The organism is Wolbachia endosymbiont (group B) of Horisme vitalbata (assembly GCF_964028625.1).
Lineage (GTDB): Bacteria > Pseudomonadota > Alphaproteobacteria > Rickettsiales > Anaplasmataceae > Wolbachia.
The window spans coordinates 315,821-331,852 of the sequence record NZ_OZ034797.1 but is presented as its reverse complement, the minus strand read 5'-3'; the positions used below and the strand labels follow the sequence as shown (position 1 = coordinate 331,852).

Annotated in this window: 13 protein-coding genes, 2 rRNA genes and 1 pseudogene; 8 read left to right on the top strand and 8 right to left on the bottom strand. The window is 34.9% G+C overall.

Annotation, left to right across the window (positions count from 1 at the left end; genetic code table 11):
- Window positions 1-2 precede the first annotated feature (2 nt).
- Together ABWU56_RS01735 and ABWU56_RS01730 are read left to right on the top strand one after the other, a co-directional pair.
- Window positions 3-632: an SDR family NAD(P)-dependent oxidoreductase gene (locus ABWU56_RS01735; protein WP_264682331.1), complete on the top strand. Its 630-nt coding sequence runs from the start codon at window positions 3-5 to the stop codon at window positions 630-632.
- A gap of 132 nt (window positions 633-764) precedes the next feature.
- Window positions 765-1,232: a hypothetical protein gene (locus ABWU56_RS01730; RefSeq protein ID WP_010407187.1), complete on the top strand. Its 468-nt coding sequence runs from the start codon at window positions 765-767 to the stop codon at window positions 1,230-1,232.
- Between the two features lie 774 nt (window positions 1,233-2,006).
- Here the strand turns inward: ABWU56_RS01730 and fsa are convergent.
- On the bottom strand, window positions 2,007-2,651 hold the full coding sequence (gene fsa / locus ABWU56_RS01725) for a fructose-6-phosphate aldolase (protein WP_007302527.1): 645 nt from the start codon (window positions 2,649-2,651) through the stop codon (window positions 2,007-2,009).
- Window positions 2,652-3,060: 409 nt separating this feature from the next.
- On the opposite strand from fsa, the gene ABWU56_RS01720 reads away from it, so the two are divergent.
- Complete coding sequence (locus tag ABWU56_RS01720) at window positions 3,061-5,226, top strand: hypothetical protein (RefSeq protein WP_353281668.1); 2,166 nt, start codon at window positions 3,061-3,063, stop codon at window positions 5,224-5,226.
- A 310-nt stretch (window positions 5,227-5,536) separates the two neighbouring features.
- Window positions 5,537-5,737, top strand: a complete 201-nt coding sequence (locus tag ABWU56_RS01715) for a hypothetical protein (protein WP_353281667.1) — start codon at window positions 5,537-5,539, stop codon at window positions 5,735-5,737.
- 2 nt (window positions 5,738-5,739) lie between these two features.
- Here the strand turns inward: ABWU56_RS01715 and tnpA are convergent, their stop codons facing one another.
- The gene (gene tnpA / locus ABWU56_RS01710; protein WP_006279552.1) at window positions 5,740-6,177 is read right to left on the bottom strand and encodes an IS200/IS605 family transposase; all 438 of its coding nucleotides are present in this window, start codon (window positions 6,175-6,177) and stop codon (window positions 5,740-5,742) included.
- 111 nt (window positions 6,178-6,288) lie between these two features.
- Between tnpA and ABWU56_RS01705 the strand changes: the two genes are divergently transcribed.
- Window positions 6,289-8,148: a recombinase family protein gene (locus tag ABWU56_RS01705; protein WP_353281666.1), complete on the top strand. Its 1,860-nt coding sequence runs from the start codon at window positions 6,289-6,291 to the stop codon at window positions 8,146-8,148.
- Here the strand turns inward: ABWU56_RS01705 and ABWU56_RS01700 are convergent.
- From ABWU56_RS01700 to pstC, 3 genes are all read right to left on the bottom strand, one after another.
- On the bottom strand, window positions 8,145-8,486 hold the full coding sequence (locus ABWU56_RS01700) for a F0F1 ATP synthase subunit epsilon (protein ID WP_010404622.1): 342 nt from the start codon (window positions 8,484-8,486) through the stop codon (window positions 8,145-8,147). The genes ABWU56_RS01705 and ABWU56_RS01700 overlap by 4 nt on opposite strands.
- A 5-nt stretch (window positions 8,487-8,491) precedes the next feature.
- Window positions 8,492-9,928: a F0F1 ATP synthase subunit beta gene (atpD, locus tag ABWU56_RS01695; RefSeq protein WP_353281951.1), complete on the bottom strand. Its 1,437-nt coding sequence runs from the start codon at window positions 9,926-9,928 to the stop codon at window positions 8,492-8,494.
- Window positions 9,929-10,022: 94 nt separating this feature from the next.
- Window positions 10,023-11,111 (bottom strand): phosphate ABC transporter permease subunit PstC, encoded by a 1,089-nt coding sequence (pstC, locus tag ABWU56_RS01690; RefSeq protein ID WP_226079768.1) that lies wholly within the window; start codon window positions 11,109-11,111, stop codon window positions 10,023-10,025.
- A 107-nt stretch (window positions 11,112-11,218) separates the two neighbouring features.
- On the opposite strand from pstC, the gene rpmH reads away from it, so the two are divergent.
- From rpmH to ABWU56_RS01675, 3 genes are all read left to right on the top strand, one after another.
- The gene (gene rpmH / locus ABWU56_RS01685; protein ID WP_010404613.1) at window positions 11,219-11,353 is read left to right on the top strand and encodes a 50S ribosomal protein L34; all 135 of its coding nucleotides are present in this window, start codon (window positions 11,219-11,221) and stop codon (window positions 11,351-11,353) included.
- A complete protein-coding gene (gene rnpA, locus ABWU56_RS01680; protein WP_080589533.1) occupies window positions 11,337-11,714 on the top strand; it encodes a ribonuclease P protein component in 378 nt (125 codons plus the stop codon). The genes rpmH and rnpA overlap by 17 nt, the downstream gene beginning before the upstream one ends.
- A gap of 73 nt (window positions 11,715-11,787) precedes the next feature.
- Entirely contained in the window at window positions 11,788-11,997 is a 210-nt protein-coding gene (locus ABWU56_RS01675; protein WP_264686664.1) for a hypothetical protein, read from the top strand.
- A gap of 32 nt (window positions 11,998-12,029) precedes the next feature.
- On the opposite strand, the pseudogene ABWU56_RS01670 reads toward ABWU56_RS01675, so the two are convergent.
- The 3 genes and pseudogenes from ABWU56_RS01670 to ABWU56_RS01660 form a co-directional block, all read right to left on the bottom strand.
- Window positions 12,030-12,840 (bottom strand): annotated as a pseudogene (locus tag ABWU56_RS01670) (IS66 family transposase); the annotation flags it as partial.
- 191 nt (window positions 12,841-13,031) lie between these two features.
- Window positions 13,032-13,138 (bottom strand): 5S ribosomal RNA (gene rrf, locus ABWU56_RS01665).
- A gap of 67 nt (window positions 13,139-13,205) precedes the next feature.
- Window positions 13,206-15,970: ribosomal RNA gene (locus ABWU56_RS01660) — 23S ribosomal RNA — on the bottom strand.
- Window positions 15,971-16,032 lie beyond the last annotated feature (62 nt).

Below are 16,032 nucleotides of genomic sequence, written 5' to 3'. Positions count from 1 at the left end.
TTGTGGTTGGCATTGCAAGGCGCACTGAAAAACTGGAAAAATTAAAAGAAGAATTAGGTAGTAATTTTTTACCTATAACATGTGATGTAAGCAAAAGTGAAAATATTAAAAACTCGTCTGATTTTTTAAAAAAGCAAAATATTATACCAAATCTCTTTTTTCTTAATGCAGGATGTGGCGAAATAGAAGATAAGTTTCATACCAACATTCATAGAAAAACATTTGAAACCAATTATTTTGGCGTTATCAACTGGATTGAAGAATGGATTCATCATAATTCCTTGGCAACTTTTGCGGTTATATCTTCTCTTGTTGCTATGCATGCAACACCACATGCTTCTGCATACTGTGCCAGCAAAGCAGCACTAAAAAGTTGTTTTCAATCACTAAAAATCCAATATGCTAACAGTAGCACAAAGTTTATCACCATAATGCCAGGGCCAGTAAAAACAGATATGTTTAAGTCTAATAAACCACTTCCCTTCATATGGGAGCCAGAAAAAGCTGCAGCATATATTTTAAAAAGTATATTTAAAGGAAAGAAAGTTATAGCGTTTCCAATTTTCTGGCGGTTATTTTTTCATATTTTACAAATTCTTCCCACTAAAATGACTGCAAGAATCTTACGATAATCACCAAATCTACCATCTTGTAAAGCTAAAGCTCTTCAAAACTCAATCGCAAGCTTCTCCACACAAAAACATCTTGACTATCGCATGTTTCATATTATATGAATAAACTGTTAATGAAAGTGGAGGGTTGCAATGCCTAATAATACAGATCAGTCTAAAAAAATAAATGAGAAATGGTTATTTATAGGAGGTGCTTCACTGTTTCTTGTAATAATGCTACCATCAATTTTTCTCTTAGCAAAAATAGCTATGATGTTTGTTATAATCTCAACTACAGCAATAGCAATAAAAATTGCCTCAAAAGCAATATCAAACGTTTTAGAGGATAAAGAGAATCAATCAACACAAAATAAAATTATAAACCTAGCTATTGGAGCAGTGTCCATACTTGCAGGTGGGATATCATTACTTATTACAGCAAAAGTTGGTTTCATCGCAATATGTTCAACTATAGCTATTTTAGCTCTGTATGAATATATTAAAGATGAAAAAATAGGTAAGGATATAAATGATAAATTCGATGAAATAGCTAATAATACAACTGAGTTTTGCGTCAACAGCATTGAAAAACTTATTCCATCACAAAGTTGTGAAGTGTAATCTTTTGTTTATAAATTTTTAGATGCATGGCTAACGTATAAACACTGAAATCAGCACTTCCTTTCTTGTTATCCTAGTAATGGCTTCCATCATCAAAAATGTTGTATTACTTTTATACTCGCAAATCTAACTGGATTCCAATGCTGGAATGACATTACCTTGAATGGAAATCGGTGCGTGATGTACATCTGTATAGAGATTAAATATGTCATTCAGTTTGTTATCATTCTAGTACTGCCATTCTATAGGTAACAGCTGTACCTGGAGCTCCTCTCTTGTCATTCCAGCACTGGAATCCAGAAAACTTAATTTCAAACCAGTACTTTCCCTCTTTTCATCCCAATTTCCAAAATGTTACTCCAGTACTGAAATCCAGCTTTTTTATAACTATCGAAAACACTGTATTACTTTACAAATTTAACTAGATATAATTACTGGCATGGCACGTTCGTAAAATTACGATAAAAAATTACTTGACAAACTCTAATAGTTTTGTTACCATGCACAGTGAAGGTGTTCTAGAGCTCGGAATCTATCTTCGTCTGCAGACTTTTCAATTCAATTAATCTATAATCTTCAGTTAAAATATATTTTAGCTATACTTCGGTCGTAGCTGTATACATTTTTCTCAATCTTTTTTATTAGTGGAGGACTATCATGTTTAAAACACTGAATTACGCATATCATTGACCTACATGTCTTTAAAGGACAGATGGTACCTATGTCCTTTTTATATAAATTATTGTGTTTTTATGTCTTTTTTAGCAATGTCATTTATTGTTTTACGCCCCAGTCTTTTTCAAATATTGCGAGCCCTTGATCAGTAAGTGGATGATTAATTAACTGTCTAAGTATTTTTGCTGGCACAGTAATTGAATGAGCACCGAGCCGTGCAGCTTCTATTACATGTGCTGGACTTCTTACTGATGCAACAAGAACTTTTGTCTTAAAATTATAATTAGAATATATAGTGCATATATCTTCTATTAGCGATAAGCCATCATAGCTTATATCATCAAGGCGACCAACAAAGGGAGAAATAAAACAAGCACCGGCCTTAGCGGCAAACAGTGCTTGTCCAGGAGAAAAACATAATGTGATATTAGCAGGTATTTTATGTTCTGTCCACAACTTTTTACAAGAAATTAATCCTTCATGTGTAAGGGGTAACTTTACTACGATATTACTAGCGATTTTCGCTAACTTAAGGCCTTCCTTAACCATATCTTCATGGCTATCTGCAACAACTTCAACACTAACAGGTCCTTTTATAATAGAACATATTTCGCTTACTAAATCTTCGTACTTATCTTTATGTCCAGATTTTGCTATTAAAGAAGGATTAGTTGTTATACCATCAATGAACTCTTTTAGCTCCTTAATTTCATTCAAATCAACACTATCAAGAAAAATTTCCATATTATTGTCCTATTAAAAACCTATTTTTACAAAATATTGTCATCTTTGAAAAGTATTAAATAAAATCGGATTTTTAACTCAACTCAATTTTCAGTCCGTTAGGAAAGAAAATATTGCACTGAGACACAGTATAGCGCTTTCCTTAATTGGTTGCATTTTATTAACAAAATTAGCATAACCAATTTCTGAAGTTTACTAGCTTTACGTTCAATAGAAATTCTTGCATAGCCTAAAACTTAGTGCTACTATTAGTATAGTAACACAAATAGGTAGTGAGGAACAATAAACAAAATGACTAAGTTCGAGTTTAACGCTCGCAATTAAATTCAACTAAAAAGGTTAATATAAAAGGAGTTAATCACTCCTAAAGTAAATATATTATCAGAACAATAGTAACAAGGGGTATACTATGTCAACAAATTTCCCGACATTGAAAAACATATTAGCAGAGCTGAAAAGAAAAAATAGCATTACTGTTTTAGAAGAACATTGTCAGGAAAAATGGGAGGTTTATGACTTGCTCATGGATTTAACAAATGATGAAAATTTTAAGCAAGCATATATAGATCTATCTTTCAACAAGAGCTTTAAAAAAAACTTTATAGAATTAGCAAATCAGGCAAAAAAAGCTGTAAGTAAGTATTTTAGAGACAAAGACATAGACCTTCGAGCTTTTTATGTAGAAACTAACAATTCTGATAAAGTGTTAAACATTAATCTTATTAATTACAATAGAAGTGAGCCAATAAGAATTAGTGATATCTTACAGCAAGAAAGGGATATTAGCACATTGAATATCTATTGCGATAAAAAGCATGACATATACGCTTACCGAAAAGGTAAGGAAAGACATTATGAATTTAAAGAGGGTGCATATTATGAAATGACAAGCACTTGGCCTGTGCAGGACAAGGATGGGAAAACTTTTACCTGTACTATGGTTATGAATGTAAGTAATTCTGGTATAACTAAAGTACTACAGTTTAATGGTAAAGATTTTGAATCGCCACCTGAGGAGTTTTGGGAATTAATAAGACAAAATGAGGAATTATATATTCAAGACCTCTCTCTAAATGATGCTGTAAAAGCATTATTGAAAAAGAACAAAAATGCTAACATTGCACCGGCTGTTAGTAATCTGCAAAATAACGAACATATCGTAATCAATCAAGACGAAAAGCTGAAAGATCTTGAAAATGATGCTAAAAACAATCCTATTCTCTCTTTCACTAGCAACAATGTATCAGAGGTTAATCCACAGCAGATTGCAACTCAGGCAATTGCAACTCAAACAGAAGTTAATTCACAACAACTAGATCAAAAGCTTACAAAAGCTGAGCAAGAAATTAGAGAATTAAATGAGCAGAGGAACAATTTACAGCATAGGCTCGAAGAGGCCAAGCAAGAATTTGAAAAGCATAATAGCGATTTACAGAATGAACTTGGAGAAGAAAAGCAAAAAAATGCAAAATTGCAAGCTAAACTGACACAAAAAGATGAAAAACTAGCAAATATGTCAACAGAGCTGCAAGAAAGAGCGCAAGAACTTGAAGGTGCATATGAAGAAAAGAAAGACCTGAAGAAAAAGCTGGAAGTTGCCAATGTAAAAAATAAGAAACTGGAAGATACATTGCAGATAGAGAGCGAGCAATCAGAACGTATAATGATCGAAGAGAATGAGCGCTTAACGAATTTAAAATATAGGCTCGACAAGGCTGAGCAAGAATTTGAAAAGCATAATAGTGATTTACAGAATGAACTTGGAGAGGAAAAGCAAAAAAATGCAAAATTGCAAGCCGAACTGACACAAAAAAATGAAAAACTAGCAAATATGTCAACAGAGCTGCAAGAGAAAATACAAGAACTTGAAAGTGCACATGAAGGAAAGAAAGATCTAGAGAAAAAGTTAACAATTGCTAATGCAAAAAATGAAAAACTGGAAGATAAATTGAAACAGTTTAAAAAAGCGGAAGAGGAAGCAGAAGATATATTAAATGAAAATTGGAAAGATATACAGAATTTAAAATTTACAATTCTACGCTTAGATGATAAGTACAACACAAATCTGGAATCTTATAAACAAGAGGTAGATCAGCTAAAGCAGGAATATGAAGGGTTAAAGAACGAGGTAGAGCTTAAAGATGAGCAAATTAAGAAGTATAAGCAACAGTTGTCGCAGAAGAGAGAAGAAACAAAAGAGAATCAATTACTGACAAAGATTAAAGAATTGGAAGAATGTAATGAGCACTTGACAGAAATAATTGGAAATAAAGCTCTGGAAATTGAAAGAATAACTGGAGAAAGAAAAGAGCTAAAAGGTACAGTGCAATACTTAAATAGTCAAGTAGAACTGTTAAGTCCAGTAATTGATCAAGTACTTGTTAATAAAAAGGAAGTTTTTGATAATAATTCAAAAATGTTTTACCAGCTTACAGAGAAAATTGATGATTCAGAAAAAAAATCTAGGTCTTTAAGCCTTGATAGCGCATTTCATAGCGATCACTGTAATTCACTTCTAGACTTAATCAGCAGTCCCTCAAAGGTGTGTAGCCAAAGTCAGCGTGAAAATGTTTAAAGATGCACATGAGACCAGCGGCTTCTTTATTCAAGTAGCCCCTCTTGTCATCCGAGTAGTGTGACACATAGCTGTACGAACATTGCAATACGGCACATAATAAATAATGTCATGCCAGTGCCTAGACACTGGGATCTAGTTTTTGGACATTGTTTTTGACATATGTCCTTTTACACTACCGACAATGTTGCAAAAAACATAAAAATAAAACTAGAGAAAACCATTTCTCGAAAACTTCTGTGTCCAGAACCAAGAGTCCGATTTACTTATAGCGCTAATAATCAATTAACCATCGGCTTTAAGGAATGATATGAACATATTATTTCAAGGAAAAGTCATGAGAAACAAGAGATTAGCTATCCAAATTAGCTGTAGCTATGAACCTAATCGGTTAGCAGAACAATGCTTATCAGATGCTTATGAAAAGGTAGTGTCAAAGGAAATAACTCAACCACTATCGGCTGAGAGCCGAAAGGTTGGATATAGCGCTGGAAGCGCGGTGAGAAGCTAAAGCTACTCCAATCTTATACTAGATATAGAATGAGGCTGATGTGCATCTGTATGTTTATTGATGTACTCATTAATGACTTCATCTGTGATATGTCCGCTGGTAGCACTAAAGTATCCTCTTCCCCAAAAACGCTTTCCCCAGTACATTTTATTTAGCTCTGGAAATTCTTGTTGAACTTTGCGTGAAGACCTGCCTTTGGCTCTTTGAACAAAATCACTCACAGCTATATGAGGAGGTATTACTACGAATAAATGTAAATGATCTGATGATATTACTCCGTTTTCTATCTTAATCCCCATTTCTTCAGATACTTCTGCTATGATTGTTCGTATTCTCTCCTTCATAGCCTTAGTTAATACTCTGTACCGATATTTTGTAATCCAGACTATATGGTACCTATGATAAAATACAGTGTGTTTTCCTTTGTCATATTCCGTCATAACTATACTTTATAAAGTACAGTTATGACATTGACAAACTAAAGTTTCTCCACCTAGAAGGTGGAGGCTTGTACCATCTTATGGAAAGTCAAAAAAACTTAAAACATAAAAATGGGATTCAAGGAGGGTCAAATGGTAACAGTATGTTTATATGCGAGAGTTTCTTCGGGGAAACAAGTAGAAGGAAATACGATAGAAAGTCAAATTGCAGCTTTAGAGAAGCAAATTAATCTGGACGGATACAGATTGTTAAGTGAGTATAAATTTATTGATAACGGCTACAGTGGATCTCATTTAGTCCGCCCTGATTTAGAAAAATTACGTGATAAAGTAACAGAAGGTAAAATTGATAAGATTTACATTCATTCTCCTGATCGTTTATCTAGAAAATATGCATATCAAATGGTGCTGATTGAAGAATTTGAAAAAGCAGGAGCAAAAGTGGTTTTTTTAAATTATGAGATTAACGGTAACCCAGAATCTCAATTACTGTTACAAATGCAAGGTATGATAGCAGAATATGAACGTGCGAAAATTATGGAACGAAGTCGTCGTGGTAAAATCTATGCAGCTAACAAAGGCTATGTAAATGTAATGGGAGGAGCTCCTTATGGTTATCGTTATATAGATAAGCATATGGGAGGAGGACAAGCTTTATTTGAGATTAACGAAAAAGAAGCTGATGTCGTTCGTAAAGTATTTTTGTGGATAGGCAGAGAAAGAACAAGTATTGGGGAAGTATGTCGTCGGCTAAATACTATGTCCATTAAGACACAAAAAGGAAAAGAACGCTGGAATAAAGGTACAATTTGGAGTATGTTGAAAAACCCTGCTTACAAAGGACAAGCAGCTTTTGGTAGAAGAAGGTTAGGAGTAAGATTAAAGCAAGTAAGACCACAGAAAGGCTCTTGTGAGCAGCCAAAAAGTAACCACTCTGTCTATCCTGTTGAAAAAGCAAATTGGATTTATATTAAAGTGCCAAATATAGTAGATGAAGATATATTTGATATTGTTCAAGAACAATTAGCTGAAAATAGAAAAGTAGCAAGGACAAGAAAAAGAGGAGCAAAGTACTTACTACAAGGTTTAGTCATATGTAAGCGTTGTAATTACGGATGTTACGGAACTTGCATGAGAAGTAGACGAGAAGAAGAAGGTGGTCATTATGCATATTACCGTTGTAGTGGTAAAGATTCTTACCGTTTTGGTGGTAATAAGATTTGTGACAATAAACCCATTCGCTCAGATGCATTAGAAACAGCTGTGTGGGAAGAGGTTAAGCAGTTATTGAAAAATCCAAACAGGATTTTAGAAGAATACAAGCGTAGGCTTTCAGAACTAAAAAAATCATCATTGGATCAAAAAAGTGACCTGCTAGAGAAACAAGAAAATAAATTAAAACGTGGTATTGCTAGACTTATCGATAGTTATGCTCAAGAATATATCAATCAAGAGGAATTTGAACCACGAATTAAAGCAATGAAACAAAGCTTAAAAACAATTAAAGAAGAGAAGAAAAAGATATTTTATCAAAAGGAATTAGAACAGGAGGTAACTCTGGTTGTGGCCAATTTAGAAGACTTTTCTTCCAATATTACGTTAAACCTTGATAACGCAGACTGGTTAACTAAACGTGATATTATCAGAACATTGGTCAAGAGAATTGAAATTAACCTTGAGGACGTAAATGTGGTATTTCGCGTAAAAGAGCTACCGAACTCTTCTGGACATAATGGAAAGGAAAATAAAAATTTGCAACATTGTCGTAGGTGTATAAGAACTATTGTTTACTGCATAATTTTCAAATACTTTTTATATCTGGATCCCAGTGTCACGCACTGGGATGACAAGAAGGAAGATACTGGAATGACATCTTCCCTGAACCATAATGTTCGTACAGTTGTGTGTCAGCTACTTGAAGTGGGAATGACAAGAGTAAACTCATTTCTTGAACACAAAAAGAGCCCCTAAAGAGATTTGACATCAAGATAACTTAAATATATACCAACTCTCTTATTTTTTAATGATTCCTCATCATGAGTCAAATGATCAAAAACCTGAATTTGATTCGTTATAATGCTACAATTATTATTTGCAACCTCTAATATACCATTATCAATTACAACTTTTTCCTTTGTCTGGTTACTCATTTGAACAGTAATTATACCAGGCAATAAATAAATTAAGTAAGGAGAATGGTAAGCTAAAATCACTAGCTCTCCTTCAAGCCCATTCACTGAAAGCGAAACCACTTCATCGAATGAAATTCGATTATCAGGAGAAAAAAATTGCACCTTAAAAGTGTTCATAATCTTTAATGTCCGGCTCCAACTTCAGCTTTTATTGATTCAGCCTTTTCTATTGCTTCACTTATACTTCCCACCATATAAAAAGCAGCTTCTGGCAGATGATCATATTTACCTTCAATAATTCCTTTAAAACTATAAATAGTATCAGAAAGTGAAACAAATTTGCCAGACATGCCAGTAAATACCTCCGCAACATGAAAAGGTTGAGAAAGAAACTTCTGAATTTTACGAGCTCTATCAACAATAATTTTATCTTCATCAGATAGTTCATCCATACCAAGTATTGCGATAATATCTTGCAGCGACTTATAAGTTTGCAATATACGTTTCACTTCAGAAGCCACATTATAATGCTCTTCACCAATGATTTCAGCAGATAAAGACTGAGAAGTTGAGTCAAGTGGATCAACAGCAGGATATATACCCATTTCAGCTATCTGCCTTGACAACACTGTAGTGGCATCAAGATGAGAGAATGTCGTTGCTGGAGCTGGATCGGTCAAATCGTCTGCAGGAACATATATAGCCTGTACAGAAGTAATAGAACCAGCAGTAGTTGAGGCTATTCTCTCTTGCATAGCGCCCATATCAGTCGCAAGAGTTGGCTGATAACCAACAGCCGACGGTATTCTTCCAAGCAAAGCAGAAATTTCAGAGCCAGCTTGAGTAAAACGGAAGATATTATCTACAAAAAATAGAACATCTTGATTTTCATGATCACGAAAATACTCCGCCATAGTTAGTGCTGTTAAAGCAACCCTAGCCCTTGCTCCAGGAGGTTCATTCATTTGACCATAAACCAAAACGGCTTGAGATTTTTCGTGCTCATTTATATCTATTACATTCGAAGTAATCATCTCGTTATAAAGATCATTACCTTCACGCGTTCTCTCTCCTACTCCAGCAAACACAGAAAATCCTTTATGAGCTTTTGCTATGTTGTTAATCAGCTCCATTATCAGAACTGTTTTACCAACACCAGCTCCACCAAATAAGCCAATTTTTCCTCCTTTAAGATAAGGAGCAAGAAGATCTATAACCTTTATTCCTGTAACTAAAACTTCTTCCTGTATCTTCTGCTCAGTAAAACTTGGAGGTGATCTATGTATAGGTTCTAAATCATACTTTCCTTTTAGCGGACCACACTCATCTATAAGCTCCCCTACAACATTAAAAATCCTTCCTAAAGTTGAGCGTCCAACCGGAACTGATATTGGTGCACCTGTATCAACAAACTCATCACCTCTTGACATACCATCTGTGCTATCCATAGCAATGCAACGAACTATATTGTCACCTATATGTTGTGAAACCTCTAAAACTAGCTCCTTGCCCTTACATTTTAGTTTGCTTTTTAAAGCATTAAATATCTTAGGTAACTCGCCTTCAAATTTTAGATCAACAACTGCTTGAGTTATCTTAACCGTTCTACCTATATTCATCTCTTTCATCACCTAACACTATAATTCTATAAAAGAACTTCTAAAAAATAAATCTTATATTATTAACAGAAATTTTGCAATATTAAAACACTTACTAGTTACGTTTCATTATAAATAGTGCAAATGCATTTAATAGCCAAGTAATAACAAATAACACTAAACTAAGCGCATAAGCAGCAAGAGTTTGCACACTATTGAAATCCTGATCTCCGGTAAGTAATGTAGCAATTTGTACAGTGATAGTAGTAACTGAATTGAGAGGATTAAAGGTCAAATTTGCATTGATTCCCACAGCCATTAGTACAATCATTGTTTCACCTATCACTCTTGAAATTGATAATAAAATTGCACTTAAAATTGTAGGCATTGCATAAGGTATTGTTATATGCCATATAGTTTCCGCTGGAGTTGCACCAAGCGCCATAAAACCATAACGCAAACTTTTTGGAACAGATCTTATAGCATCTTCAAGCAAAGAAATAATAAAAGGAAGAATCATTACCCCGATCGATAAACCAGCAATCAAAGCACTTTCTGAGTGTATACTTAAATTAAAAAAATTTGCTACCTGTTTTATAAAAAAAGACAAAAATACAACTGAGAAGTATCCATATACAACAGTAGGAATAGCAGACAAAACCTGTAAGGCTGTATTAATAACATAACGCACTTTTTCACTCGCATACTCACTAATATATATTGCAGAAAATAAACCAAGCGGCACCGCAACTAACATTGCTACAATAGTTATAAGTAATGTCCCCACTAAAAGTGGCGCTATACCAAAACACCCCACCTCTCCTTCGCCAATAATAGCTACATTATGCTTCCATTTTAAGCAAAATAAGAATTCTGAAATAGCTACTTTATTAAAAAAAGAAATGGACTGAACAAAAATAGATAGCATTATAAATAAAGTGATAAAAAGTGATATTGCTAAAGCCATAAATAACAAAAATTTTACCATCTTATTTCTTTTACCTTTAAAGATAAAAATCAGCATAAAAAAAAGTAACGCTATAGAAATAGAAGTTATAAAATAACCATCATAGAATGCTAACAAACAAGGTAGCATCCACATACAACTCAAATATATATAAGACTTAACTTTACTTACTGCTTGAAACTTACTCAAACAAAATAAAAGGATTAGTAAAACAGGTACGCCTATAATTAAATTCATTTTTCCATATATCAAATTTTATTCAATAAGAATGCCATAGAAGTTGACCATTATTTGACAATAGAGAAAAATAATTTAAAATAAATAGTTATATTAATATAAAAACAATGAAAAGAACATTTCAACCAAAAAATTTAAAAAAAAAGCACAAACACGGATTTCGTTCACGTATGTCAACAAAAGCTGGAAGAAAAATTCTTAATAAGCGTCGCTCATTAGGGTGTAATAAATTATGCGCATAGTAAGCATAAAAAAAAAGAGTTTTCCTTTGCTTTTAAAAACAGATTAGCACCTGACAGTCTTTTTTATCGAGGGGTATATATATCACTATATGCTATAAAAGAAAGAGAACCTGAAAAGTATATTCATGTTATTAGAGTAGGTCTGGCTATCAGTAAAAAAGTCGGAAAAGCAGCAAAAAGAAATAAAATAAAAAGGCAATTACGAATGCTAGCTAAAGTTAGCATTTCTAATATAAGTAATGTAGGATACTATTACATAATACTAACCCATAAAAACATTATGCAAGCAGGCTATAAAAATTTACAAAAAGACCTCAATATTTGCTTAAAGAAAGATAAAATAAGAAGAAATTTTCACTAAAGTATTTACAGCTATATTTTTTATGATAAGATAAGTAAACTTTTTAAAATAAATTAATAGATGTGGGTGCTTGATGGTAGAGAGTATAAGAAAACAAGATAAAAAGCTCGATACAAATAATGCTGAAGAGAGTTTTTATGAATATAGAAAGTCTAGCTATCGTACACAATGGGGAATGGCATTTGAACAAAGCCAATACTTAGAACAAAATAAGGATAATCCTAGAGGGAAGTTGCTAAATTTGAATATAGAAGCAACTTATTACAATAAGAGAATAGTTTGATAAAAGTAAAAGTACCCGTTCAGGGGAGTGGTTCAAGAAACGATAGGCAGGGGATTGTATAGTTCTCTTTGTTTCCATGTTAAGTATAATGAAATTATCCTTTCAAATTCCTAGCTCTGATTACGTAAAATATGAGCTTTTACAGTAAATGATATAATGCCTAATTTGCTGTTCAGCGCGATAGTGGAATACTTTCTGGTTTACTTAAAAAATTTCACATCATTCTTTCAGATTTTAAAATATTTTTCGCAACTTGAAAAGCTCCAGTTGCTTCAGATAGGTAGCTTCAAGTAATACCTTATACGTTTTGCAACTTTCTTACACTTCTGTTTCATTTTTTAATAAAGCTTTTTTTAGCATAAATAATTCAGTGGATGCGTTTTTTAAGTAACAGCCCAGAATTTTAACTTCAATAGTCCAGCTATGTTTCAAAGTACCTGTCAGCGACTATTACGATTGCAACATACACTGTCTTTTAAATCTTCTTTCCCTTTAAAACTTGCAGTATTGCTTCAGCACTAACCAAGTTTACCTTTATTATAACACGTTGATGCGCAAAACCTCACTTTTCTTATTCGATTTGCTCATACACCTTTTTGCATTTTGAGGGAATTCTATATTCACTATTTGATACGCTTTCAATTCACATTAAAAACATCACTTATAATTTTCACGTTTTTAATTTTTATAAAATCCACTGAGTACTACAATTATCACCTAACTATTGGACCAAATGTATCTGCTTTTTGGTAGTTTGCTACTTCTTCTTTCTCCTCATCTCCAACAACTTAATTAATATTCAATTATATAAAGTTTGATTTTCGGAAGATCAATTGTTTGATGATTTGTTAAATGTTGCTATCTCTCCTCCTCATTTGCAAATAGGTGACAAATTCTACTTTTAAATTTTCTACTTTTATTTTAAAGTTTTCGCAAAATTCTAAAAGATCAGTTATATTACCTCACAGCTACTCTATGTTTACCTTGTTTCATCGCTCTACTGAACAGATATAAATAAAAAGAAATTTTTATAAACTTGGCAACGACCTACTTTCCCTTTTTAAGTATCATCGGCGCTAAAAAGTTTCACTTCCGAGTTCGAAATGAGATCGGGTGGTTCATTTTTGCTATAGTCACCAAGTCAATAAAAATTTCTGACTTAACAAATTTCAATTTAATATTTAACACTGCATATACACATATAGAAAGGAAATAAATCAATCAGGCTATTAGTACTAGTTAGCTTCACATGTTACCATGCTTCCACACCTAGCCTATCAACGTGGTAGTCTCCCACGGCCTTAATTGGGAAATCTTTTTGAAGAGGGTTTCTTGCTTATATGCTTTCAGCAATTATCCCATCTATACGTAGCTACCCAGCGATGCTATTGGCATAACAGCTGGTACACCAGAGGTATATCCATCTCGGTCCTCTCGTACTAGAGTCAGATCTTCTCAAATTTCCTTCACCCACGGCAGATAGAAACCGAACTGTCTCACGACGTTCTAAACCCAACTCACGTATCACTTTAATCGGCGAACAGCCGAACCCTTGGAACCTTCTCCAGCCCCAGGATGTGATGAGTCGACATCGAGGTGCCAAACGGTGTCGTCGATATGAACTCTCGAACACCATCAGCCTGTTATCCCCGGCGTACCTTTTATCCGTTGAGCGATGACCCTTCCATACAGAATCACCGGATCACTATGACCGACTTTCGTCTCTGCTTGGTTTGTCAGCCTCGCAGTCAGGCAAGCTTATGCCATTGTACTATCAAGCTGATTTCCGACCAGCTCTAGCTTACCTTCGCACGCCTCCGTTACTTTTTAGGAGGCGACCGCCCCAGTCAAACTACCCACCATACAATGTCCTAGTTCCAGATAATGAAACATAGTTAGATATCAAAAGTGTAAAGGGTGGTATCTCAAGGTTGACTCCATCATAGCTAGCGCCATAACTTCAAAGTCTCCCACCTATCCTGCACATCACACTTTTAATAGCAATGTAAAGCTATAGTAAAGGTGCACGGGGTCTCTTCGTCTAACCGCGGGTACCCCGCATCTGCACGGGGAATTCAATTTCGCTGAAATGATGTTGGAGACAGTGGAGAAATCGTTACGCCATTCGTGCGGGTCGGAACTTACCCGACAAGGAATTTCGCTACCTTAGGACCGTCAGTGTTACGGCCGCCGTTTACTGGGGCTTCAATTCAGAGCTTGCACCCCTCCTATTAACCTTCCAGCACCGGGCAGGCGTCAGACCCTATACTTCCACTTACGTGTTTGCAGAGTCCTGTGTTTTTAGTAAACAGTCGCTACTCCCTATTTTGTGCCACCTACTCATAGTTGCCTAAAAGCAGGTTACCCTTCTTCCGAAGTTACAGGTATAATTTGCCGAGTTCCTTCAACATCATTCTTTCAACACCTTAGTATACTCTACTCATCCACCAGTGTCGGTTTACGGTACGGCCTCATAAATATAAGTGCTATTTCCTGGAGCTTCTTTTAAGCATAGATCAATCCAATAAGACCTATACAAATACAAAACCCGTCACACTTAAGAGGTTTAGGAATATTAACCTAATTGCCATCGACTACTCCTTTACGGACTCGCCTTAGGAACCGACTAACCCTACGCAGATTAACTTAACGTAGGAACCCTTAGATTTTTGGTGAGAGTGTTTTTCACACTCTTTTACGCTACTTATGTCAGCATTCTCACTTCCGATATCTCCAGCAGTTTTCACAAACCGCCTTCACAGACTTACGGAACGCTCCGCTACCGCGCCTATTAATCGAAATTAATAAGCACCCACATCTTCGGTATACAGCTTTAGCCCCGGTACATTTTCGGTGCAGAAAAACTTATTTAGACAAGTGAGCTGTTACGCTTTCTTTAAAGGATGGCTGCTTCCAAGCCAACCTCCTAGCTGTAATGGTTTTTCCACTTCCTTCCCCACTTAGCTGTAATTTTGGGACCTTAGATAGTGATCTGGGCTGTTTCCCTTTCCACCACGGACTTAGCACCCGTAGTGTGTCTGCTGTATAATTAATTGTTGGTATTCGGAGTTTGGTTAGATTTGGTAAGATGATGAATCCCCCTAGTCTATCCAGTGCTCTACCCCCAACAACATACATACAACGCTCTACCTAAATAGATTTCGCGGAGAACCAGCTATTTCCAAGTTTGATTGGCCTTTCACCCCTAATCACAACTCATCCAATAATGTTGCAACATTAACTGGTTCGATCCTTCAGTATGTTTTACCATACCTTCAATCTGGTCATGACTAGATCACTTGGTTTCGGGTCTAATCCATAAAACTAAACGCCCTATTCAGACTTGCTTTCGCTACGCCTACACCTACCGGCTTAAGCTTGCTTCATAGATTAACTCGCTGACCCATTATGCAAAAGGTACGCTGTCACTCTAAATATCAATAAATTGATATAGAGCTCCAACTGTTTGTAAGCACTTGATTTCAGATTCTATTTCACTCCCCTCCCGGGGTTCTTTTCACCTTTCCCTCACGGTACTTGTTCACTATCGGTCGTTAAGGAGTATTTAGGCTTGGAGGATGGTCCCCCCATATTCAAACAGGATTTCACGTGCCCCGCTCTACTCAAGGATTTAAAAACTTTCTATTTATACAGGACTATCACCTTCTATGGTTACCATTTCCAGAGTATTCTAATTCTTATTTTTAAATCACTAGCCTTTTCCGCTTTCGCTCGTCACTACTAACAGAATCTCGGTTGATTTCTTTTCCTTTGGCTACTTAGATATTTCAGTTCACCAAGTTTGCTTTATATACTTAGTATATAATAACTAGCTAAGCTAGTTGGGTTTCCCCATTCGGAAATCTGCGGATCAAAATTTGTTGACAATTTCCCACAGCTTATCGCAGCCTGCCACGTCCTTCATCGCCTCTTAACGCCAAGGCATCCATCAAGTGCTCTTAATAATTTATTTATCTGACTATATGTAGAATATGCAGAGTTAAATATTAACTTACAATTGAATTGAGATTAAAT

Bases quoted from the DNA above. Each gene is read 5' to 3' on its own strand.
- ABWU56_RS01705 (WP_353281666.1), top strand. From the start codon at position 6,289: ATGGGATTCAAGGAGGGTCAAATGGTAACAGTATGTTTATATGCGAGA.
- ABWU56_RS01700 (WP_010404622.1), bottom strand. From the start codon at position 8,486: ATGAACACTTTTAAGGTGCAATTTTTTTCTCCTGATAATCGAATTTCA.
- ABWU56_RS01730 (WP_010407187.1), top strand. From the start codon at position 765: ATGCCTAATAATACAGATCAGTCTAAAAAAATAAATGAGAAATGGTTA.
- tnpA (WP_006279552.1), bottom strand. From the start codon at position 6,177: ATGACGGAATATGACAAAGGAAAACACACTGTATTTTATCATAGGTAC.
- atpD (WP_353281951.1), bottom strand. From the start codon at position 9,928: ATGAATATAGGTAGAACGGTTAAGATAACTCAAGCAGTTGTTGATCTA.
- ABWU56_RS01720 (WP_353281668.1), top strand. From the start codon at position 3,061: ATGTCAACAAATTTCCCGACATTGAAAAACATATTAGCAGAGCTGAAA.
- pstC (WP_226079768.1), bottom strand. From the start codon at position 11,111: ATGAATTTAATTATAGGCGTACCTGTTTTACTAATCCTTTTATTTTGT.
- rpmH (WP_010404613.1), top strand. From the start codon at position 11,219: ATGAAAAGAACATTTCAACCAAAAAATTTAAAAAAAAAGCACAAACAC.
- ABWU56_RS01715 (WP_353281667.1), top strand. From the start codon at position 5,537: ATGAACATATTATTTCAAGGAAAAGTCATGAGAAACAAGAGATTAGCT.
- fsa (WP_007302527.1), bottom strand. From the start codon at position 2,651: ATGGAAATTTTTCTTGATAGTGTTGATTTGAATGAAATTAAGGAGCTA.
- ABWU56_RS01675 (WP_264686664.1), top strand. From the start codon at position 11,788: ATGGTAGAGAGTATAAGAAAACAAGATAAAAAGCTCGATACAAATAAT.